This is a genomic window from Pseudomonas citri, assembly GCF_025336485.1.
Lineage (GTDB): Bacteria > Pseudomonadota > Gammaproteobacteria > Pseudomonadales > Pseudomonadaceae > Aquipseudomonas > Aquipseudomonas citri.
Window position 1 is genome coordinate 230,950 of record NZ_JAODAB010000006.1, and the last position, 20,487, is coordinate 251,436.

A 20,487-nucleotide genomic window follows, 5' to 3' on the forward strand; every position below is an offset into this window, starting at 1 on the left:
TGCACTTTGAGGACTACGACAATGATTATTTACGGTGTGGCACTGTTGGCGATCTGTACGCTGACGGGAGTGATCCTGGGCGACATGCTCGGCGTGTTGTTGGGCGTGAAATCCAACGTCGGCGGGGTCGGCATCGCGATGATCCTGCTGATTTGCGCGCGTTTGTGGATGCACAAGCGTGGCGGCATGACCAAGGATTGCGAGATGGGCGTCGCCTTCTGGGGCGCCATGTACATCCCGGTGGTGGTGGCGATGGCTGCGCAGCAGAACGTCGTTACGGCGCTGCACGGCGGGCCGGTGGCGGTGCTGGCGGCCATCGGCTCGGTGGTGCTGTGCGGCGCGACCATTACGCTGATCAGCCGCACCCATAAGGGTGAGCCCTTGCCCGATGAACCGACGGACATCGCGTCGGTCGGCACCCCGGTAGGAGGTCGCTGATATGTGGGATCTCATCGAGAAAGGCCTGGAACACAACGGCTTGATCACGGCGTTCGCCTTCGTGGGCGTGATCATGTGGGTGTCGGTGGTGCTGTCCAGGCGCCTGACGTTCGGACGGGTCCATGGCTCGGCGATCGCCATCGTCATCGGCCTGGTGCTGGCCTGGGTCGGCGGGACCATGACCGGCGGACAGAAGGGGCTGGCGGACCTGTCGCTGTTCTCCGGCATCGGCCTGATGGGCGGGGCGATGTTGCGGGATTTCGCCATCGTCGCCACGGCCTTCGAGGTGCAGGCCACCGAGGCGAAGAAGGCCGGGATGATCGGCGCCATCGCGTTGCTGTTGGGCACGATCCTGCCATTCATTGTCGGGGCGAGCATCGCCTGGGTATTCGGCTATCGCGATGCGGTGAGCATGACCACCATTGGCGCGGGCGCGGTGACCTACATTGTCGGGCCGGTGACCGGGGCGGCGATCGGGGCGACGTCCGATGTCATGGCGCTGTCGATTGCCACCGGGTTGATCAAGGCGATTCTGGTGATGGTCGGCACACCCGTGGCGGCGCGCTGGATGGGCCTGGATAACCCCCGTTCGGCGATGGTGTTCGGCGGCCTCGCCGGGACCGTGAGTGGCGTGACGGCAGGCCTGGCCGCGACGGATCGGCGACTGGTGCCCTATGGCGCGTTGACCGCCACTTTCCACACCGGGCTGGGCTGTTTGTTGGGGCCTTCATTGCTGTTCTTCATCGTGCGCGGGATCGTCGGCTAAGAGCAGCCGCTTCTGTGGCGAGGGAGCTTGCTCCCTCGCCACAAGGTTTCTCAACCCTGGCGATTGGCATACATCCGGCACTCAGCCAGCAACGCCAACAGGTTCGGGTCGCGCTCCTTGGCCTTCAGGAACACCACGCCGATGTGCTGCTGCAAGCGGTACTTCTCCTGCAATGGGATGAGCTTCACCCGGTTTTCATACACCGCTGCAATCCTGCCTGGCAACAAGGCATAGCCGACCCCGGAACTGACCATGCTCAGCAGGGTGAAGATGTCGTTGACCTGCATCGCCACCTTCGGCTCGAACCCCGCCTGCTTGAATACCCGGATACCGTCCTGGTGCGTGGCAAAACCCTGGGTCAGGGTGATGAACGTCTCGTCGCGGACCTCGGCCAGGTCGACTTCACTGCGTTGGGCGAAGGGTGAATCGGCGGGCGTGGCGAGGAAGATGTCATCGGAAAACAACGGGATCTGCTCACAATCCGGATCGTTGACGCTGTCGTCCAGCGACACCAGGATCGCATCGACTTCCATGTTCTTGAGCTTGTACAACAGGTCGATGTTGGAGCCCATGATCAGGTCGATGTTGAGTTCACTGCGACGGATCTTCAGGCCCATGATCAACTGCGGCACGGTCTTGACCGTCAACGAATACAGCGAGCCCAGCTTGAAGCGCTCGGCGGAGAAGCCGGCGGCTTCGCGGGTCAGGCGCACGCTGTCGACCACGTCCTGGATCAGCTTCTGCGCCCGCTCTTCCAGCACATAGGCACTTTCCAGCGGCGTGAGGTTGCGGCCTTCATGCTTGAACAACGGGCAACGCAGGGCGCTTTCCAGCGAATGAATGGCCCGGTGGACGCTGACGTTGCTGGTCTGCAACTCGGCCGCCGCCCGCGCCAGGTTGCCGGTGCGCATGAAAGCCAGGAACACCTCGAGTTTTTTCAGGGTCAGTTCTTCATCGATCAGCATGGGGCGGGCTCTTATTCGTGTCATCCGATTGTGCCCCAATAGCCTGTGGGGGCAAGGCTTGCCCGTGATGAATACACTGCGGTGTTTTTTCAAGCATCGATTCGCCTGTTTCGCGAGCAAGCTTTGCTCCCACGGTGCAAACCATTGCACTTTTGCGCCGCAGGGCTGAGCCTTGGCGCCATGTTTTATCATGGAGGGTAGGGATAGATGTATCACGGGGAACGACTCAATGCCTGGACTCACCTGGTCGGGGCGGTCGCAGCGTTTATCGGTGCGGTGTGGTTGCTGGTGATTGCCGGGATGGCCGGCGACCCTTGGAAGATCGTCAGCGTGGCGATCTACGGTTTTACCTTGCTGGTGCTCTACAGCGCCTCGACGGTGTATCACAGCGTGCGCGGGCGCAAGAAAGCGATCATGCAGAAGGTCGATCATTTCTCGATCTACCTGCTGATCGCCGGCAGCTACACGCCGTTCTGCCTGGTCACCTTGCGCGGGCCATGGGGGTGGACGCTGTTCGGGATTGTCTGGGGGTTGGCGCTGATCGGGATTTTGCAGGAGATCAAGCCGCGCTCCGAAGCGCGGATCCTGTCCATCGTGATCTACGCCGTGATGGGCTGGATCGTGCTGGTGGCGGTCAAGCCGTTGTGGGCCGCCCTGGGCGGCGCCGGGTTTGCCTGGCTGGCCTCGGGTGGGGTGTTGTACACCGTGGGCATCCTTTTTTTCGCCCTCGACAGCCGCCTGCGCCATGCCCATGGCATCTGGCACCTGTTCGTCATCGCTGGCAGCCTGCTGCACTTCGTGGCGATTCTGTTCTACGTTCTCTAGAAATCTCCCCACAACTGCTGCGCTACCGCCAGCGCCACCACCGGTGCGGTTTCGGTGCGCAGCACGCGAGGACCGAGGCGGGCGGCGTGGTAGCCGGCGGACTTGGCCTGCTCGACCTCGGCATCCGACAAGCCGCCCTCGGGGCCGATCAGGAAGGCCAATGCCTGCGGCTTGGCATGGCTGACCAGTGGCTCGGCCACGGGATGCAGCACCAGTTTCAGTTCGGCTTCGGTCTGCTTCAGCCAGTCGGCCAGCAGCAGCGGCGGATGGATCACCGGTACGGTGGAACGCCCGCACTGCTCGCAGGCGCTGATCGCCACTTGGCGCCAGTGCAACAGGCGTTTGTCGGCGCGTTCGTCCTTGAGCCGCACTTCGCAGCGTTCGCTGAAAATCGGCGTGATCTCGTTGACACCCAGCTCCGTGGCTTTCTGGATCGCCCAATCCATGCGCTCGCCTCGGGACAGGCCCTGGCCGAGGTGAATGTGCAGCGGTGATTCAGGCTGGCCGGCGAATTGCTCATCGAGCTGCACCCGCACGCGTTTCTTGCCGATTTCGGCCAGGGTGCCGCGAAATTCCTGGCCCGAACCGTCGAACACCTGCACCGCATCGCCCTCGGCCATGCGCAGCACACGGCCGATGTAATGGGCCTGGGCTTCGGGCAGCTCGTGGTCGCCGAGGCTCAGGGGGGTGTCGATGAAGAAGCGGGACAGTCTCATGTTCAATCTCTGCAAGAAAAAGGGTCGCGGTTGACGCTGAAGGCCTTGTCGCGGGCAAGCCTTGCTCCCACAGGAGTACGGTAACCCACTGTGGGAGCAAGGCTTGCCCGCGATGGCGGTGGCCCAGGCTCAGCCCGGATCACGAAACCCCGGGTGGAAGTCCTTCGGCACCGCCACGCTGACGGTGTCCCGCGTGGCAATATCGATGCCTTCGCTGGCCACTTCGGCGAGGAAATCGATCTGCTCGGGCGTGATCACATACGGCGGCAGGAAATACACCACGCTGCCCAACGGCCGCAACAGCGCACCACGCTCCAGCGCGTGCTGGAACACGCTCAGCCCACGGCGCTCCTGCCAGGGATAGGCGGTCTTGCTGGCTTTGTCCTTGACCATCTCGATGGCCAGGACCATGCCGGTCTGGCGCACTTCGGCCACGTTCGGGTGGTCGGCCAGGTGTGCGGTGGCGCTCGCCATGCGCTGGGCCAGGGCCTTGTTGTTTTCGATGACGTTGTCTTGTTCGAAGATGTCCAGCGTCGCCAGGGCCGCCGCGCACGCCAGTGGGTTGCCGGTGTAGCTGTGGGAGTGCAGGAACGCGCGCAGGGTCGGGTAGTCGTCGTAGAACGCGCTATAGACCTCATCGGTGGTCAGGCACGCCGCCAGCGGCAGGTAGCCACCGGTCAGGGCCTTGGACAGGCAAAGGAAATCCGGCGTGATACCGGCCTGTTCGCAGGCGAACATCGTTCCGGTACGGCCGAAGCCGACGGCGATTTCGTCGTGGATCAGGTGCACGCCATAACGGTCGCACGCTTCGCGCAGCAGCTTCAGGTATACCGGGTGGTACATGCGCATGCCGCCAGCGCCCTGGATCAACGGCTCGACGATCACCGCCGCCACCGTGTCGTGGTGCTCGGCAAGCGTCTGCTCCATGGCCGCGAACATCGTGCGTGAGTGTTCTTCCCAGCCCATGCCTTCGGGGCGGTGGTAGCAATCGGGGCTCGGCACCTTGAGGGTGTCCAGCAGCAAGGCCTTGTAGGTTTCGGTGAACAACGGCACATCGCCGACCGACATCGCCGCGATGGTTTCGCCGTGGTAACTGTTGCCCAGGGTGACGAAGCGCTTCTTGGCCGGCCGACCGCGATTGACCCAGTAGTGAAAGCTCATCTTCATCGCCACTTCGATGCAGGACGAGCCGTTATCGGCATAGAAGCACCGCGTCAGGCCTTCGGGCGTCATGTTCACCAGGCGCTCGGACAACTCGATCACTGGCTGGTGGCTGAAACCGGCGAGGATGACGTGCTCCAGTTGATCGACCTGGTCCTTGATCCGCTGGTTGATCCGCGGGTTGGCGTGGCCGAACACGTTGACCCACCAGGAACTGACGGCATCGAGGTAGCGCTTGCCCTCGAAGTCTTCCAGCCACACGCCTTCACCGCGCTTGATGGGAATCAGCGGCAGTTGTTCGTGATCTTTCATTTGCGTGCAAGGGTGCCACAGCACCGCGAGGTCGCGTTGCATCCACTGGTTATTCAGGCCCATGTACAGTCTCCTCGAGGCGGCTCGCGGCGGGCGCGGGCAAAACAATCGCGCAAGCCTATGCAATGGCGGCCATGCGGACAACCCATTGTGTCGTTCCCGCTACTTTGAGGCAGGCGATAGACGTCGCTGGCGGCGTTTTGATGGCTGACGTATTCTTCGCCGTTCCCTGGGTCGACTGGCCCGAAAAACCACGAGCCGTCTGGCTCGAAAACAGAAATTTCCTACGTTTTAATCCGGAGTTCGTTGAATGTCTGCTGGTTGGCTGCGCGCTTGTGCGCTGGTGATGATAGGGCTGTTCAGCGTTTCGGCGCTGGCCAAGGACAAGCAACCGACGGCGATCGTCATCGGCGGTGGCCTGGCGGGACTGACAGCGGCCTATGAGCTGCAGAACAAGGGCTGGGGCGTGACCCTGCTGGAAGCCAGGCCAGACCTGGGCGGTCGTTCGGGCATGGCCACCAGCGAATGGATCGGCAACGAAAAGACCCAGCCGGTGCTGAATAAGTACGTCTCCACATTCAAGTTGAGCACCACGCCGGCCCCGGAATTCGTGCGCACCCCCAGCTACCTGATCGACGGTACTTACTTCACCGCGGCGGACCTGGCGACCAAGCAGCCGGCCACCGCCGAAGCCCTCAAGCGCTACGAAACCACCCAGGACGAACTGGCGCGCTCCATCGAGGACCCGCAGAACCCCGCGGCCACCAATGCATTGCATGCCCTGGACCAGATCACCGTGTCCAACTGGCTCGACCGCCTGCAACTGCCGGCCACCGCGCGTCAGTTGGTGAACCAGCAGATTCGTACTCACTACGACGAACCTTCGCGGCTGTCGCTGCTGTATTTCGCCCAGCAGAACCGGGTCTACCGTGGCATCTCCGACCGCGACCTGCGGGCCTCGCGCCTGGTGGGCGGCAGTCCGGTGTTGGCCCAGGCTTTCGTCAAGCAACTGAAAACCATCAAGACCAATTCGCCGGTCTCAGCAATTTCCCAAGACAAGGATGGCGTGACGGTCAAGGTCGGCAGCGTCGGCTACCAGGCTGACTACGTGGTGCTGGCCGTGCCGTTGCGGGCCCTGAACAAGATCCAGCTGACGCCGGCACTCGATGCCCAACATCAAGCGGCGATCAAGGGCACCAACTACGGCTGGCGCGACCAGATCATGCTCAAGTTCAAGAACCCGGTCTGGGACAGCAAGGCGCGCATGTCGGGTGAGATCTACAGCAATACCGGCCTGGGCATGATGTGGATCGAGCCGGCCTTGAAGGGCGGCGCCAATGTGGTCATCAACCTGTCCGGCGACAACGCCCGGGTGATGCAGGCCTTCGGTGACAAGCAGATGGTCGACCAGGTGCTGATCCGCCTGCATGCTTTCTATCCACAAGCGCGTGGCGCCTTCACCGGTTATGAAATCCGTCGCTACAGCACCGACCCGTCCACGGGCGGCGCTTACCTGGCCTTTGGTCCGGGCCAGATCAGCAAATTCTGGCGCCTGTGGGAAAAACCATTGCAACGCGTAGCCTTTGCCGGCGAACACACCGACACCCTGTATCCGGGCACCCTGGAAGGCGCCTTGCGCACCGGCCAGCGCGCCGCCAGCCAGGTGCAGGACCTGGCGGCGGGCAAGTCGTTCGAACCGGCCAAGGTCGTTCCGGCTGCCACGGCGGCAGCGGCCGGCGCAGTGGCGGCGAAGAAGGGCAACTTCTTTACCAACCTGTTCGGTGGTTCGGATGACGAGAAGAAGCCAGAACCGGTCAAGGCGCCTGAGCCGGTAGCGCCGCCGGCCCCGACACCTGCTCCAGCGCCAACTCCGGCACCAGCCCCCGTAGAAGCGCCGAAGCCTGTTGCTCCGGTAAAAGCTGAGCCTGCCAAGAAGACACCGACTAAAGCTTCGACGAAGAAGCCGGCAGCCAAGGCGGCGGTAAAGAAACCCACTGTGAAGGCGCCGGTGAAAAAGGTGGATCCGGCGAAGACCCCAGCGGCTAAACCGGTGACGGGTACTGAGACCAAGGCTCAGTAACGTCAGGTTGTAAAGAAAGCGCGGCCCAAAGGCCGCGTTTTTCTTTTAAGGTCCTACAGGTCCTGGCGATATATCAGATGCTTCCCACAAAACAGTCGGAAGGAGATGATAGAGCGCGCGAGGTATTGCGCTCTAGTCTCTTCAAAAAACTGGGGTGCATATGAAATTATTAACGGCGGTAATAATGTTGATCATGCTTGCTGGTTGTGTAGTTGGCGAATGTAGAGATCCTCTGCAAATTCCGATGATTCCAAAGAGGGACCCTCAGCTGGCATACAAATGTACGATAGATCCGTATAAGCCGGAGTGTTCGGTCAATTAATGCTTTTTAAATTGCCCTGAGCTTTTGTACTTGGGCTGCCAATAGCGCTAAAGAGACCCTAAGGAAAATTTCCATGTATGGATAGGTATATCTTCGAATAGGATTTTGACTCGTCTTGGCTTTGAGGTGCGCCCTGGGACGAAACTAAAGCGGGCCCAGCATAGCTTGCCCGTTCGCCTATCATGGATAACCAGATTGCCGTCATCCTCAATGACCATACAAGCGTTGTACCAAAGCGACTTATCAGTGCTGTGAGTACTTTCAGCGATCCATAAGCGTCTTCTGGACGGGTCATAAAGAAATCCACTGTTGGCAATTACAAATTGCAGAGGCTCGCGCATTCTTTTGGGATACAAAGTTGCGCTATAGCGTTGATTGTCATTGGCAACCCAAATGACAGTTTCACCGCCCTTGATGACCAGATTTCCATCTGCCTGCAACACCAATCGATATTTCCCGTTTGGGGATTGGAGGTATTGCCCCGGCGACATCGTTTGATTGGGCGGCAGCAGCGGCGAACCATTTGCTCGAAATGGAGTGTAAGGAACGGCCATGTTCTTCACCTTGTTCATGAGTTGTTGGAAACTCATTCAACCAAGGGCAGAAGCGAAAATGGCGATACATATATATACCGTCGCAAAAAGAACCTCGCCGTGTCGGTTGCGATAATGTGCAAGCTCCCACGGCAAGCACGCTCACCAATGTGTGCGAGCCTCCGCCGGGGGGGGCGATCCGACTAAGGGCCCCGTCCTGACGCGTTGATGCCAGGCACCGTACTGGCTTTAATCCTTCCTTAACCCACCCCACCCAGACTGATCATCGTATTTCTCGATATTTCAAAGCGAAATTTTCCGCTTTAAATCGATAGATAACTCGCTAGTCTTGGTCGCAGTTTTTACAGGATATGAGAAATGCAGCTACGCAACTCTTCTTCTCGCTATGGCTGGGTCAGCCTCGTTATGCACTGGGGCGTTGCGCTGGCGGTGTACGGGTTGTTCGCCCTGGGCCTGTGGATGGTCGGGCTGGACTACTACAGCAGTTGGCGCAAAGACGCGCCGGACCTGCACAAGAGCATCGGCCTGGTGCTGTTGGCGGTCATGGTGTTGCGAGTGGTCTGGCGTTTTGTCAGCCCGCCGCCGCCAACCCTGGAGACCTATGGGCGCCTGACCCGGGTCAGCGCCAAGCTGGGTCACAGTGCGCTGTACCTCGGGTTGTTCGCCGTGATGGTGGCCGGTTACCTGATTTCCACCGCAGACGGTGTCGGGATCCCGGTGTTTGGTTTGTTCGAAGTACCGGCGCTGGTGTCCGGACTGCCCGATCAGGCAGACGTCGCCGGCCAGATTCACCTCTACCTGGCATGGGCGCTGGTTATTTTCTCCGGCCTTCATGCGTTAGCTGCATTGAAACACCACGTTATCGACCGTGACGCGACCCTCAAGCGCATGCTGGGACGCCAAGCCTGATGTACAACCTCGACTCCAAAGGAATAGAAAGCATGTTGAAAAAGACGCTCGCCGCCTTGGCAATCGGTTCTGCTCTGTTGTCGGCCGGCCAGGTCATGGCCGCCGACTATGTGGTCGACAAGGAAGGCCAGCACGCCTTCGTCGACTTCAAGATCAGTCACCTGGGCTATAGCTACATCACCGGGACCTTCAAGGACATCGACGGCAAGTTCAGCTTCGATGCCGCCAAGCCTGAAGCCAGCAAGATCGAATTCAACGTACGTACCGCCAGCGTCTTCACCAACCACGCCGAGCGCGACAAACACATCGCCAGCAAAGACTTCCTGGACGTCGGCAAGTTCGCCGATGCCAAGTTCGTCTCCACCAGCGTCAAGCCCACCGGCAAGAACGCCGATGGCAAAGACACTGCCGATGTGACAGGCGACCTGACCCTGCACGGCGTCACCAAACCGATCGTGGTCAAGGCCACCTTCCTGGGTGAGGGCAAGGACCCGTGGGGCGGCTACCGTGCAGGCTTCGAGGGCACCACCAGCATCAAGCGCTCGGACTTCGGCAAGATGATGGACCTGGGTCCACAATCCGATGCCGTTGAACTGTACATTTCGTTTGAAGGTGTCAAAGCGAAGTAACTTTCGCCACGGCCAGACAAAAAAACGCCCCTGATCTTGCGATCAGGGGCGTTTTTCATTACTTGGAAAAACTCAGCGATTGCGGGTCAGCAGCGCAGGTTTCTCACCGCGAGGGCGGCTTGGCAGTTGGTCCAGTTGCTCAGGCGTCGGGAAGCGATCGAGTTTCGATTCCTTGTGCATGATCTTCGGCTGGTTGCCACGGGGGTTCTGTACCGCCGGTTCCTGACGCGACTGATCGTCCCGGGCCGGACGGCGGGGGCGCGAATCTTCGCGACGGGCCTGACCGTCACGTGCGCTGCCGTTGCGTGGGCCGCTGCGTTTGGCAGGTGAGTTGCCCGTGGACGAACCGCTGTTGTTGCGAGGACCGTTCTGGCGTCCCTGGGACTGACCGCGCCCAGTACCTGCACCCGCGCCTTGGGCTGGCGTGCCCGGACGGCGGCCGCGACCTTGGGCAGGCTTCTGTTGCGGCACGTAGTCGACGCGGTTACCGAAATTATCGATATCGTCATCCAGGAATTCGTCCGGAGCGCGATCGGCAGGCATGCGGGGGGCCTGGCGCTGCGCTTCGCGGGCCGGGGTGCCTTCGCGGGGCTTTTGCTCGCGGGCGGGGCGTTCGCCGCGGCCATTGGCAGCTTTTTCCTTGCCCTTGTCCTTGCCTTTGTCCTTGCGGCCGCTGCCGCTGTTGGAGCCTTCGCCACGTGGGCCGCGGGCGTTGCGCGGGTTGCGCACGTCCGGACGTTCACGGACCTCAGGCTTCTCGGCTTCTATCGTGCTGGCGTCGAAGCCCATCAGATCGCCGTCAGGGATCTTCTGCTTGGTCATGCGCTCGATGCTCTTGAGCAGCTTTTCCTCGTCCGGCGCGACCAGCGAGATCGCTTCGCCCGAACGACCGGCGCGACCGGTACGGCCGATACGGTGCACGTAGTCTTCATCGACATTCGGCAGTTCGAAGTTGACCACGTGAGGCAACTGGTCGATGTCCAGGCCGCGGGCGGCGATGTCGGTGGCGACCAGGATCCGTACTTCACCGGCCTTGAAGTCGGCCAGGGCCTTGGTGCGGGCGTTCTGGCTCTTGTTGCCATGGATCGCCACGGCTGGCAGGCCGTGCTTGTCCAGGTACTCGGCCAGGCGGTTGGCGCCGTGCTTGGTGCGGGTGAATACGAGCACTTGTTCCCAGGCACCGGCGGTGATCAGGTGCGCCAGCAGCGCGCGCTTGTGGCTGGCGGCCAGGCGGAACACGCGCTGTTCGATACGCTCGACCGTGGTGTTCGGTGGCGTGACTTCGATGCGCTCTGGGTTGTGCAGCAGTTTGCTGGCCAGGTCGGTGATGTCTTTGGAGAATGTTGCCGAAAACAGCAGGTTCTGGCGCTTGGCCGGCAGGCGTGCCAGCACTTTCTTCACGTCATGGACAAAACCCATGTCGAGCATGCGGTCGGCTTCGTCCAGCACGAGGATTTCAACGTGGGACAAGTCGACGCTGCCCTGGCCAGCCAGGTCCAGCAGGCGACCGGGGCAAGCCACCAGGACATCGACGCCGCGGGCCATGGCCTGGACCTGGGGGTTCATGCCGACGCCGCCGAAAATGCAGGCACTGACGAACTTCAGGTCACGCGCGTAGACCTTGAAGCTCTCGTGTACCTGGGCTGCCAGTTCGCGGGTCGGGGTCAGGACCAGCACGCGCGGTTGGCGCGGGCCATGACGCTGGGACTTGTCCGGGTGACCGTTGGGGAACAGCCGTTCCAGGATCGGGAGGGCGAAACCGCCGGTTTTGCCCGTACCTGTCTGCGCCGCAACCATCAGGTCGCGACCTTGCAACACGGCGGGAATGGCCCGCTGTTGCACCGGGGTAGGCTCGGTGTAGCCGGCGGCTTCGATGGCGCCGACCAAAGCCTCGGAGAGACCGAGGGAAGCAAAGGACATGAGTAATCCTGTTTTTAGTGAGGGCTTGGCCCAATGGGATAATCTTGCCGGGCGCGAATGACGTTCAACCAAAAGACGTCATCCCGTCCGGTCCTGCCGGGTCTCAGAGGCGGGTCCGGACAAGCTCGCGCGGGGCTGGAAGCTGCGCTGTAGCGGTGTCGGGCTGCCTTTTGCAAGACCGGGCGTCCGGGCGTGAGCCTGGCGGGAAGGCGCGAGTATAACAGAGCAAACGCCGTACGCCGCTTTCCTGCTGCTCAACGGTTTATTTCAGCGCCGCAACGGGGCTGTCGTTGCGCGGGTTGCCGGGGCGGCGTCATATCGGGCGATCAGCTCGGCATAGGCCTGTTCGCGCTTGAAACGCTTGAGTTCGGCACTGAAACGCTGCACGAGCAGGTCCATTCCAGCCTTGCGCCTGACGGCCAGGTACTGGCTTTGTCGGCTCACCACCATGGGGTTCTCGGTGAACTGCCCGCTCAGTTGCATCTGCTGGAGCACGCGCCGACCCACTCGGCGATCCGTGATGAGCAGGTCGATCCGTCCCAACTGCAACTTCCCGAAGTTGGCTTCGTGGGTGGGCGCCGTCTCACGCTCGAACACTGTCGAGTCCATGAAAGCCTGGCCATACAAATAGCCGGGGGATGTACCGACGGTCAGGCCGGACAGCTCATCGAGCGTGCGAAACGGATGGGGGCGGGCGTTGGCGTAGAACATCACGAATTCCACATCCGAGAGCGGTTCGCTGGGGTAAAGCAGCAGGGAGTCGCGCTCGTCGCTGTGAAAAATGTCCAGCGCCCCGTCGGCCATGCCTTGTTCCAGCATGGCCAGGCAGCGCTTCCAGGGCAGGAACTGCCATTCAATGTCGATGCCCAGGCGTTTGAACACGATGGCCGTGGTTTCGTAGTCCAGGCCCAGCACCCTGCCATTTTCTTCGTAGACGTAGGGCGCCCAGGGTTCGGTGACGATGCGCAACTTCTCTGCCCGAGCGGCCAGGCTCAGGCAGAGGAGAACAACGACAGTGAATAGCTGGGTGATGATGGGCATGACCTGAGGTTACGACGGGAACTCATCAAATAGCTAGAGCGCTCTGGCTTGGGGGTTAGTGGCCTTTTGCTTGCATTAGATGCGTATAAATGGCTTCACGGCGTTTGCCCAGCACCAGGCGAATCAACGGATGATTGAGCCAGCGCTTGAGTTCATGGTCTTGCAAGGGTTGGTTGCGGCGGTGCTCGACGTTCTCCAGGGCCTTTTCCCACCAGACCGGGGCACAGGCCTGATCGAACGGGTTGGTATGGCGGTAGCAGCCGTAGAGGATCTCGCGCATGAACTGCCGTTTATGTCCGGGCAATGCCAGGGTGACGAGTTTATAAGCCAGGCGCTGGAAGGTCGGCGGCCGAGGCAGGATCGCGGTGACTTGCCGCGTTTCATCCAGGGCATGCTGGCACACCGGCGAGGCACGGTGCTTGTCGAGCCAGGCCTTGGTCTTGGCGCGGAACAGCTGCTTGCGGCTCCAGTAGTGATGGATCAGGTCCGGGCATTCGCGCACTTGCACCGTGCGATAGGCGGCTACCGAGAGGCAGAACTCCTCCAGGGTATAGGCGCCCTTTGCCACGGGGTAGAACTCGTCCATCAGGGCAATCGAGCGATCCATGATCGACGCGTCTGTGTAATGGAGACCGATGACGCCCGAATTCAACAAGGGCATGTCGTCGTCCGCCAACCCACGCTGGCGCAAGATGTCCGCCAGCGTCAGGTGCAGTAGCGAGTCCTTGTTGGCGCCATACGCCAGGCCGAAGGCATTGCATAGCAGGGTGCCAGGCTGGACGCGGCGGAACAGTTCCAGGGGGGAGCTGTGGAAGAAGGTGTCGGTGTCGATCAGCAGCGCCAGCTCGGCTTCTTCGAGGACCTTCTGCATCACCACATGTTTGGCGCGAAAGTGATACCCGTGGGGCTGGATCCAGGCCTGGCGGGTTTCGTTGTCCAAGAGACGCAAGCGCACCGGCAACCCTTCGTACGGCGCCAGGTTATCGGTGAAAACCTGGATGTCCAGCGCTTCGCCGGGCGTCTCGCGCAGCATGGCCAGCGCACTGGCGATGCTGAACAACGCTTCCTGGTGATAAGTCTCGGCCCCGTAGACCAGGTATATGAGTTGTGGGGTCGTTAACCTGCTGGGCATCCATCGAATCCTTCAGATGACTGGGATGGCAACAGGCCTTGGTCCGGGCCAAGGCCTGTTGCCATCCCATGAATCATTTAACGCGGCAGCTTGAGGTTGTTCCATACCGCCAGGCTGGGTTCGGCCTGGTTCAGGGTATAGAAATGCAGCCCTGGTGCGCCACCTTGCAACAAACGTTCGCACATCTGCGTGACGACGTCTTCGCCAAAGCGCTGGATGCTTGTCGCATCGTCGCCATAGGCTTCCAGTTGCTTGCGGATCCAGCGTGGGATTTCTGCACCGCATGCGTCGGAAAAACGCGCCAGCTTGCTGTAGTTGGTGATCGGCATGATCCCCGGTACGACAGGAATGTCGACACCCAGTTTTTGGACGCGTTCGACGAAGTAGAAGTAGCTGTCGGCGTTGAAGAAGTACTGGGTTATCGCGCTGTTGGCGCCGGCCTTGGCCTTGCGCACGAAGTTGCGCAGGTCTTCTTCGAGATTGCGCGCCTGGGGATGCATTTCCGGGTAGGCGGCGACTTCGATGTGGAAGTGTTCGCCGGTTTCTTCACGAATGAAACTCACCAGTTCATTGGCATGGCGCAGCTCGCCGCTGGCCATGCCCATGCCCGACGGCAGGTCGCCGCGCAGGGCAACGATGCGCGTGATGCCCGCCGCCTTGTATTCGGCCAGCAGGCTGCGCAGGTCTTGCTTGCTGTCGCCCACGCAGGAAAGGTGCGGAGCGGCGGGGATTTTGACTTCGCTTTCGAGCTGCAACACGGTGTTCAGGGTGCGGTCACGGGTCGAACCACCGGCGCCGTAGGTGCAGGAAAAGAAGTCGGGGTTGTAAGTGGCCAGCTGGCGGGCAGTGGCGATGAGCTTTTCATGTCCAGCATCGGTCTTCGTCGGGAAGAACTCGAAGCTGTAGCGACGGTCTTGGGACATGGTCATATCCTTGGAAACTCGTAAGCCGGAGAGGTCAGCTCTTGCCTTGAGAGGTAGGCTTGTGTGGGAGCGAGCTTGCTCGCGATTGGCGTCGCCTCGGTCTGACAACGGAACCGAGGTGTCTGCATCGCGAGCAAGCTCGCTCCCACAGAAGAGCCTGCTCCCACGGGGGAGCAGCGCCGATCAGTAGCGGTAAGCGTGCGGCTTGAACGGGCCTTCGACGGTGACGCCGATGTAGTCAGCCTGTTGCTTGGTCAGTTGGGTGACCACGCCGCCGAAACCGCGGACCATTTCCAGGGCCACTTCTTCGTCGAGTTTCTTGGGCAGTACTTCCACGGTCAGGCGCTCGGCTTTCTGGGCCGGCGACAGGTCGGCGTATTTCTGGCCGAACAGGAAGATCTGGGCCAAAACCTGGTTGGCGAACGAACCGTCCATGATGCGGCTTGGGTGGCCGGTGGCGTTGCCCAGGTTAACCAGGCGGCCTTCAGCCAGCAGGATCAGGTAATCGTCGTTCTGCGGGTCGAAGCTGCCAGCACCGGTGCGGTGGATCTTGTGGACCTGCGGCTTGACCTCTTCCCATGCCCAGTTCTTGCGCATGAAAGCGGTGTCGATTTCGTTGTCGAAGTGACCGATGTTGCACACCACGGCACGCTTTTTCAGGGCCTTGAGCATGTTGGCATCGCACACGTTGACGTTGCCAGTGGTGGTCACGATCAGGTCGATCTTGCCCAGCAGCGCCTTGTCGATACTGGCTTCGGTGCCGTCGTTGTTACCGTTGATGAACGGAGAAACCACTTCGAAACCGTCCATGCAGGCTTGCATGGCGCAGATCGGGTCGACTTCGGAGACCTTGACGATCATGCCTTCCTGGCGCAGGGACTGGGCCGAACCCTTGCCCACGTCACCGTAGCCGATCACCAGCGCCTGCTTGCCCGACAGCAGGTGGTCGGTGCCGCGCTTGATGGCGTCGTTGAGGCTGTGACGGCAGCCGTACTTGTTGTCGTTCTTGCTCTTGGTTACCGAGTCATTGACGTTGATGGCCGGGATTTTCAGCTCGCCCTTGGCCAGCATGTCCAGCAGGCGATGCACGCCGGTGGTGGTCTCTTCGGTCACGCCGTGGACCTTGTCCAGTACGGCCGGGTATTTCTTGTGCAGCAGCTCGGTCAGGTCGCCGCCGTCGTCGAGGATCATGTTGGTGTCCCATGGCTGGCCATCCTTGAGGATGGTCTGCTCCAGGCACCACTCGTACTCTTGCTCGGTCTCGCCTTTCCAGGCGAATACCGGGATACCGGCAGCGGCGATGGCGGCGGCAGCCTGGTCCTGGGTCGAGAAGATGTTGCAGGACGACCAGCGTACTTCGGCGCCCAGGGCGACCAGGGTCTCGATCAGCACGGCGGTCTGGATGGTCATGTGGATGCAGCCGAGGATCTTCGCGCCCTTGAGCGGTTGTTCGCCAGCGTACTTGCGACGCAGGCCCATCAGGGCAGGCATTTCGGATTCGGCGATGATGATTTCGCGACGGCCCCAGGCAGCCAGGGACAGGTCGGCAACTTTGTAGTCGGTAAAATCTGCAGGCGTGATAACAGCGCTCATGAAGAGCCTCCATTCGTAATGTATGCGAATGGGCGCCGTTGTGCGTTTAGTGTCCGTGCGGGGAGCCCCCGTACAAACAACGCCCCATCCGAGCCTGACAGGTCGAGCCTGCTGCAGCGCCCCTCGGACAGGTGGCGGGAACGGTCCAATGCGTGGACCGAGGTAAAGCGGTGGCGATTATAGCGGGCTAATCGGATCTTCCAAAAGGGTTTGTTGTCGGCAAATCGAAATTGCCGATGACTGTTATCAGGCCGGCGGCGTAGAGCCTGGCGGTCCGGTCTGCCATGATGCTCGCATCGATCGGCCAGACACTCAGGAGTGAACATGAATTTCCACACCCGCAAATGGGTCAAGCCCGAAGACCTTAACCCCAACGGCACGCTGTTCGGCGGCAGCTTGCTGCGCTGGATCGACGAGGAGGCGGCGATCTACGCGATTGTCCAGCTCGGCAACCAGCGCGTGGTCACCAAGTACATCTCGGAAATCAACTTCGTCAGCGCTTCGCGCCAGGGTGACATCATCGAACTGGGCATCACCGCCACCGAGTTCGGACGTACGTCCATCACCCTGACCTGCGAAGTGCGCAACAAGATCACCCGCAAAAGCATCCTGACCGTGGAGAAAATGGTTTTCGTCAACCTCGGCGAAGACGGTCTGCCCGCGCCGCACGGGCGGACCGAGATCAAGTACGTCAAGGATCAGTTCAAGGACGCCGTCGTCGAGTGAGAGCGGTGTATCAGGCTTTCTGTTCCGGATACTTCATGGCGAGCAGGCTGTTGCGGGTTGTTGATTCAGGATTAGGCAGCCCCGTGTAGCGCGATTTGTAGTTTGCGATGACCCGGTCGAGTGCGCTGTTGAACGCCTCTTGGCTGCGTACTTCGTTCAGGTCCCTGATGGCTCCGTTGAGCAACTTGATGTTCGATTCCGGCTGGCCACCGCGAAACAGCGAGGGGTAGAGCACGTAGCGCACGACGTTATCGACGCGCGTGGCCAGGTCGTGCAGCTTCATCTCCTCGACGGCCTGGCGGGTCACCTCGGACACACCGCTAGACGCGCCTGTGTCCCAGCGGGCGGCGGCTTGCAAGAACTGCATGAAGTCCGGGTCATTGCCATGGTTGAGGCGTTTGGCCAGCCATTCCAGCTTGCCGGGCCGGTCGGCAAGTTGATCGAGGGCCCAGATGGCCATGTGTATTTGTGGGCTTGGTTCAAGCCGGGTGGAGGTGTCGTTGGCCTCCTGGATCGCTTGTTTCAGTTGCGCCAGTGCCTGTTGCGCCAACTGCCTGAAGGCGATCACCTCGGTGCAGGCTTGGTCGTGCTCCAGTTCTGCGCTTAGCTGCGCGAGCGTTTCGTCGCTCAATGCCAACAGGGCGTCTTCGGTCGAGGCAAACCAGAAGGTCTGCTGCGTGGCGCTACGTGTGTCCAGGTGCGTTTGGACAACCTTGCGCAGTTCTTCCTGGAGATGATTCTTGATGTCCTTGGACATGCGGAAGTTGACCGTTCCATTCAACAGTCCACGGAAGTCGCCTTTATCGGTGTTCAGTGGCACGGTGACGATCTGGTCGGCAAAGTGCTTCATTTGCTCGGCATTCAGTGCAGAGGACGCTGTATGGGGCGCCTTGAGGAATCTGTCTGTCAGCGCCGAGAGGCCCGTAGCTCGCTGGCTTTGTTTGCCCGGTTCGTCAGCGTCGAATACCAGGATCAAATGCTCACCGTCCGGGATCGGGCTCATGGAGGAGTGCGGGTTGTAGAGGGCCGGTATCGGTGTGTTGTTCAGGATGCCGCCATCGGCAAATGCCGTGGTCTCAGTACGGTTCTCGTCGCTCTGTTGGAAGGGCAGTTCCTGCTGAGTCGGTTTGCTGAAGACGACCGGCAGCGACGCGGAGATATGCGCCGCCACGGCAATGTCCATGTCCGGGGTCAGTTCCGCGCTGAAGACCACCAGTTGCGCGCTTTTCTCGAACAGGGCGGTGCCGGTGATCTCCACGGTCTTGATCTGCGGGATCTCCTGGCTCAGGACGGCCAGGTCGGCAAAGGTGACGTACCGGTTGTTTTCCACGTTGGCAACGGCTTGTTGCGCTGCTGCGGAAAGAGGCCCCGGGTGTTCTTTGCAACGCTGTAAAAACGCCTTGCAGGATTTCTCCCGAATCAGATTCTCCAGCGGTATTCCTTTGGAACCCAGGCGCGGCCATAGATCACAGAGCAATTGCGCCAGCGGGACTTTTTTCAGTTTCTCGCCCCACTTCGACCATTCGTCCTGGCTGGCTGATACGTCAGGCTTGGCGCTGTTGAGCAGGGAAATGAGGGGGACGTGGTCAGAGATCTGGTCGAAAACTTTGTGATTTATGCCGCTGGCCAGTAAAGCGGCCGATATGGCCCCTGCCGAGGATCCTGAAATCGTCCGGATACATTTCAGGACATCCATGTTTTCGAGCGCATTGACGAATCCAGAATAGGCCACCCCCTTGGCGCCGCCGCCACTCAGGACAAGTTTGGTAGCGGGCGGAGGCTGCATGCTGACATCGACGCTACCGTCCTCATGTCGAACGATGGAGATCGACCGGTCTGTCGCGTTGGTGACCAATCGGTAGCCATCTGCCGGGGGCGCTTGTTTTGTGACCGGTCTTTCGTCATTAAAAGAGCGAGTGGCTTGGGTGCTTTGAGAGATTGCTAGCATTCTGGTTCGTTCCGTGTGCCCAGGAGTGAAGGACCGAACTGTAAGCAAGTTCTGTAGGCTTATGGCGTTGAGACTCAATTGGATAAACATCCATCGACTGCAAGCGAGCCCCGGCAGGTTTCCATGGAAACGCTCTGGAATAGGGCTTTGGGGAGGTAGGTAAAACAGCCCACATGGATGGGGATAACGTCTTACTGAGCGCGTCGCTTGTTCGCTAGTGGCGTGGGCAGATTTCTCAATGATAGGGAGTCCACTGTGCTGGCAACGACCCTGGTACTGATCGCCGCGCTGCTGCACGCGGCTTGGAATACGCTGATCAAGTTCAGCGGTGAGCGCTTGCTGGTGGTGGCGTGCATGGACAGCGTCGCCTTGCTGTTCGCCGCGTTGGCCCTGGGTTTCGTGGCGCTTCCACCGCCTGGGATCTGGCCATGGATCGTGGCGTCGGCGGCGCTCGAGTTGTTGTACCGGTATCTGCTGATCCAGGCCTATCGGGTTGGCGACCTGGGGCTGGTCTATCCGTTGATGCGCGGTCTCTCTCCGCTGGTGGTGCTGGCGTTGACCTTTATCTTTGCTGGCGAGGCGCTGACGGCGCAGCAGGTTACCGGCATCTTGCTGATTCCCTTCGGCATGCTTTGCCTGTTGTGGCGAGGTGGTGGCGGTGAGCGGCTGCCCTGGTCAATGTTGCCGGTGGTGGCGCTGATCGGGCTGTGCATCGGCGGCTACACCTTCATTGACGGTCATGCGCTACGGCGCTGGCCCCATCCGCTGGATTACCTGGTCTGGGTCACGCTGCTCAGCGCCTGGCCGTTCCCCTTGCTGGCGTTGCTGGGCAAGCGACCGGCGTTCATCTCGTTCTGGCGTGAACAATGGGCGCTGGGGGTGGCGGTCGGATTCTGCGTATTGCTGAGCTACGCTCTGGTGCTGTGGGCCATGCAATTGGGCTCGATCGCCGAGGCTGCGGCGCTGCGCGAGATCAGCGTGATCCTGGTGGTGCTGTTCGGCATGCGCTACCTCAGAGAACCTTTCGGCTTGCCGCGGCTCTTAGCCTGCGGGCTGGTGCTGATTGGCATGCTGGTGATGAAGTCTTGACCTGCGCCCGGATTCTCGACTCCCTATGAAACCCAAAGAAGGAACTGCGTCATGACGGTTGCCCTGTGGTGTATTTTGATTGCCTTTTTGCTGCCGTATCTGTGCATTGCAATCGCCAAGATCGGCGGAAGATTCCGGTTGCGCGACAACCACGATCCCCGGGACTTCCTCGAATCCCTTGACGGTGCTCCCCGGCGTGCCTATGCCGCGCACCTGAATGGTTTTGAAATCTCGCCGTTTTTCGCTGCCGCGGTGATCGTCGCGCATCTGGCCGGCAATGCTGAGCTGGTGACTATCAACGTGCTGGCAGTGCTGTTCATTACCAGTCGCCTGCTGTACATCATCTGTTACCTGGCGGATTGGGCGATCCTGCGTTCGCTGGTGTGGCTCGTGGGCGTAGGGTTGATCGCGAGTTTCTTCTTTGTCTCGATCTGAGCC

At 60.7% G+C, this 20,487-nt stretch carries 19 protein-coding genes and 1 riboswitch; of the genes, 9 read left to right on the forward strand and 10 right to left on the reverse strand.

Translation table 11 applies throughout. The features are described 5' to 3' along the window. Positions 1-21: 21 nt before the first annotated feature. Positions 22-438 carry a malonate transporter subunit MadL gene (gene madL, locus N4Q37_RS10035; protein WP_260957499.1) on the forward strand — a complete coding sequence of 139 codons (417 nt, stop codon included), beginning with the start codon at positions 22-24 and terminating at the stop codon, positions 436-438. 1 nt (position 439) lies between these two features. Next, entirely contained in the window at positions 440-1,204 is a 765-nt protein-coding gene (madM, locus tag N4Q37_RS10040; RefSeq protein WP_260957501.1) for a malonate transporter subunit MadM, read from the forward strand. A gap of 50 nt (positions 1,205-1,254) precedes the next feature. Here the strand turns inward: madM and N4Q37_RS10045 are convergent, their stop codons facing one another. Then, entirely contained in the window at positions 1,255-2,169 is a 915-nt protein-coding gene (locus N4Q37_RS10045; protein ID WP_260957502.1) for a LysR family transcriptional regulator, read from the reverse strand. A gap of 207 nt (positions 2,170-2,376) precedes the next feature. Between N4Q37_RS10045 and trhA the strand changes: the two genes are divergently transcribed. Continuing rightward, positions 2,377-2,994, forward strand: a complete 618-nt coding sequence (gene trhA, locus N4Q37_RS10050; protein ID WP_260957504.1) for a PAQR family membrane homeostasis protein TrhA — start codon at positions 2,377-2,379, stop codon at positions 2,992-2,994. Here the strand turns inward: trhA and N4Q37_RS10055 are convergent. Next, positions 2,991-3,710: a 16S rRNA (uracil(1498)-N(3))-methyltransferase gene (locus N4Q37_RS10055; protein ID WP_260957506.1), complete on the reverse strand. Its 720-nt coding sequence runs from the start codon at positions 3,708-3,710 to the stop codon at positions 2,991-2,993. The two genes, trhA and N4Q37_RS10055, sit on opposite strands and share 4 nt — an antisense overlap. A gap of 129 nt (positions 3,711-3,839) precedes the next feature. After that, on the reverse strand, positions 3,840-5,246 hold the full coding sequence (locus N4Q37_RS10060; protein WP_260957508.1) for an adenosylmethionine--8-amino-7-oxononanoate transaminase: 1,407 nt from the start codon (positions 5,244-5,246) through the stop codon (positions 3,840-3,842). Between the two features lie 247 nt (positions 5,247-5,493). Between N4Q37_RS10060 and N4Q37_RS10065 the strand changes: the two genes are divergently transcribed. Further along, positions 5,494-7,263, forward strand: coding sequence for a flavin monoamine oxidase family protein (locus N4Q37_RS10065; protein WP_260957510.1), 1,770 nt, complete (start codon positions 5,494-5,496; stop codon positions 7,261-7,263). 369 nt (positions 7,264-7,632) lie between these two features. Here N4Q37_RS10065 and N4Q37_RS10070 read toward each other — a convergent pair whose 3' ends face one another. Continuing rightward, positions 7,633-8,139 (reverse strand): hypothetical protein, encoded by a 507-nt coding sequence (locus N4Q37_RS10070; RefSeq protein ID WP_260957512.1) that lies wholly within the window; start codon positions 8,137-8,139, stop codon positions 7,633-7,635. A 357-nt stretch (positions 8,140-8,496) separates the two neighbouring features. Here N4Q37_RS10070 and N4Q37_RS10075 point away from each other — a divergent pair, with 357 nt between their 5' ends. Both N4Q37_RS10075 and N4Q37_RS10080 read left to right on the forward strand, forming a co-directional pair. After that, a complete protein-coding gene (locus N4Q37_RS10075; protein ID WP_260957513.1) occupies positions 8,497-9,048 on the forward strand; it encodes a cytochrome b in 552 nt (183 codons plus the stop codon). 32 nt (positions 9,049-9,080) lie between these two features. Further along, complete coding sequence (locus tag N4Q37_RS10080) at positions 9,081-9,677, forward strand: YceI family protein (protein WP_260957515.1); 597 nt, start codon at positions 9,081-9,083, stop codon at positions 9,675-9,677. A gap of 72 nt (positions 9,678-9,749) precedes the next feature. On the opposite strand, the gene N4Q37_RS10085 is transcribed toward N4Q37_RS10080, so the two are convergent. The 5 genes from N4Q37_RS10085 to ahcY form a co-directional block, all read right to left on the reverse strand. Next, positions 9,750-11,597 (reverse strand): DEAD/DEAH box helicase, encoded by a 1,848-nt coding sequence (locus N4Q37_RS10085; RefSeq protein WP_260957517.1) that lies wholly within the window; start codon positions 11,595-11,597, stop codon positions 9,750-9,752. Positions 11,598-11,864: 267 nt separating this feature from the next. After that, positions 11,865-12,638 carry a substrate-binding periplasmic protein gene (locus N4Q37_RS10090; RefSeq protein ID WP_260957518.1) on the reverse strand — a complete coding sequence of 258 codons (774 nt, stop codon included), beginning with the start codon at positions 12,636-12,638 and terminating at the stop codon, positions 11,865-11,867. A 55-nt stretch (positions 12,639-12,693) separates the two neighbouring features. Next, positions 12,694-13,770 carry a hypothetical protein gene (locus tag N4Q37_RS10095; protein WP_260957520.1) on the reverse strand — a complete coding sequence of 359 codons (1,077 nt, stop codon included), beginning with the start codon at positions 13,768-13,770 and terminating at the stop codon, positions 12,694-12,696. Between the two features lie 77 nt (positions 13,771-13,847). Then, positions 13,848-14,693, reverse strand: a complete 846-nt coding sequence (gene metF, locus N4Q37_RS10100) for a methylenetetrahydrofolate reductase [NAD(P)H] (protein WP_260957523.1) — start codon at positions 14,691-14,693, stop codon at positions 13,848-13,850. Between the two features lie 183 nt (positions 14,694-14,876). Beyond that, a complete protein-coding gene (gene ahcY / locus N4Q37_RS10105; RefSeq protein ID WP_260957525.1) occupies positions 14,877-16,286 on the reverse strand; it encodes an adenosylhomocysteinase in 1,410 nt (469 codons plus the stop codon). A gap of 23 nt (positions 16,287-16,309) precedes the next feature. Next, a riboswitch (S-adenosyl-L-homocysteine riboswitch) is annotated at positions 16,310-16,417 on the reverse strand. Positions 16,418-16,610: 193 nt separating this feature from the next. Between ahcY and N4Q37_RS10110 the strand changes: the two genes are divergently transcribed. Then, positions 16,611-17,012, forward strand: coding sequence for an acyl-CoA thioesterase (locus N4Q37_RS10110; RefSeq protein ID WP_003206420.1), 402 nt, complete (start codon positions 16,611-16,613; stop codon positions 17,010-17,012). A 10-nt stretch (positions 17,013-17,022) separates the two neighbouring features. On the opposite strand, the gene N4Q37_RS10115 is transcribed toward N4Q37_RS10110, so the two are convergent. Next, complete coding sequence (locus N4Q37_RS10115) at positions 17,023-18,960, reverse strand: patatin-like phospholipase family protein (protein ID WP_260957527.1); 1,938 nt, start codon at positions 18,958-18,960, stop codon at positions 17,023-17,025. Positions 18,961-19,215: 255 nt separating this feature from the next. Here N4Q37_RS10115 and N4Q37_RS10120 point away from each other — a divergent pair, with 255 nt between their 5' ends. Together N4Q37_RS10120 and N4Q37_RS10125 are read left to right on the forward strand one after the other, a co-directional pair. Beyond that, positions 19,216-20,049 (forward strand): EamA family transporter, encoded by an 834-nt coding sequence (locus N4Q37_RS10120; protein WP_260957529.1) that lies wholly within the window; start codon positions 19,216-19,218, stop codon positions 20,047-20,049. 51 nt (positions 20,050-20,100) lie between these two features. Then, on the forward strand, positions 20,101-20,484 hold the full coding sequence (locus N4Q37_RS10125) for an MAPEG family protein (RefSeq protein ID WP_260957531.1): 384 nt from the start codon (positions 20,101-20,103) through the stop codon (positions 20,482-20,484). Positions 20,485-20,487 lie beyond the last annotated feature (3 nt).

Coding starts and splice junctions, on each gene's coding strand:
- N4Q37_RS10065 (WP_260957510.1), top strand. CDS start 5,494: ATGTCTGCTGGTTGGCTGCGCGCTTGTGCGCTGGTGATGATAGGGCTG.
- madL (WP_260957499.1), top strand. CDS start 22: ATGATTATTTACGGTGTGGCACTGTTGGCGATCTGTACGCTGACGGGA.
- trhA (WP_260957504.1), top strand. CDS start 2,377: ATGTATCACGGGGAACGACTCAATGCCTGGACTCACCTGGTCGGGGCG.
- N4Q37_RS10060 (WP_260957508.1), bottom strand. CDS start 5,246: ATGGGCCTGAATAACCAGTGGATGCAACGCGACCTCGCGGTGCTGTGG.
- N4Q37_RS10080 (WP_260957515.1), top strand. CDS start 9,081: ATGTTGAAAAAGACGCTCGCCGCCTTGGCAATCGGTTCTGCTCTGTTG.
- N4Q37_RS10125 (WP_260957531.1), top strand. CDS start 20,101: ATGACGGTTGCCCTGTGGTGTATTTTGATTGCCTTTTTGCTGCCGTAT.
- N4Q37_RS10085 (WP_260957517.1), bottom strand. CDS start 11,597: ATGTCCTTTGCTTCCCTCGGTCTCTCCGAGGCTTTGGTCGGCGCCATC.
- N4Q37_RS10090 (WP_260957518.1), bottom strand. CDS start 12,638: ATGCCCATCATCACCCAGCTATTCACTGTCGTTGTTCTCCTCTGCCTG.
- N4Q37_RS10045 (WP_260957502.1), bottom strand. CDS start 2,169: ATGCTGATCGATGAAGAACTGACCCTGAAAAAACTCGAGGTGTTCCTG.
- N4Q37_RS10055 (WP_260957506.1), bottom strand. CDS start 3,710: ATGAGACTGTCCCGCTTCTTCATCGACACCCCCCTGAGCCTCGGCGAC.
- madM (WP_260957501.1), top strand. CDS start 440: ATGTGGGATCTCATCGAGAAAGGCCTGGAACACAACGGCTTGATCACG.
- N4Q37_RS10115 (WP_260957527.1), bottom strand. CDS start 18,960: ATGCTAGCAATCTCTCAAAGCACCCAAGCCACTCGCTCTTTTAATGAC.
- N4Q37_RS10070 (WP_260957512.1), bottom strand. CDS start 8,139: ATGGCCGTTCCTTACACTCCATTTCGAGCAAATGGTTCGCCGCTGCTG.
- N4Q37_RS10075 (WP_260957513.1), top strand. CDS start 8,497: ATGCAGCTACGCAACTCTTCTTCTCGCTATGGCTGGGTCAGCCTCGTT.
- ahcY (WP_260957525.1), bottom strand. CDS start 16,286: ATGAGCGCTGTTATCACGCCTGCAGATTTTACCGACTACAAAGTTGCC.
- N4Q37_RS10110 (WP_003206420.1), top strand. CDS start 16,611: ATGAATTTCCACACCCGCAAATGGGTCAAGCCCGAAGACCTTAACCCC.
- N4Q37_RS10095 (WP_260957520.1), bottom strand. CDS start 13,770: ATGCCCAGCAGGTTAACGACCCCACAACTCATATACCTGGTCTACGGG.
- metF (WP_260957523.1), bottom strand. CDS start 14,693: ATGTCCCAAGACCGTCGCTACAGCTTCGAGTTCTTCCCGACGAAGACC.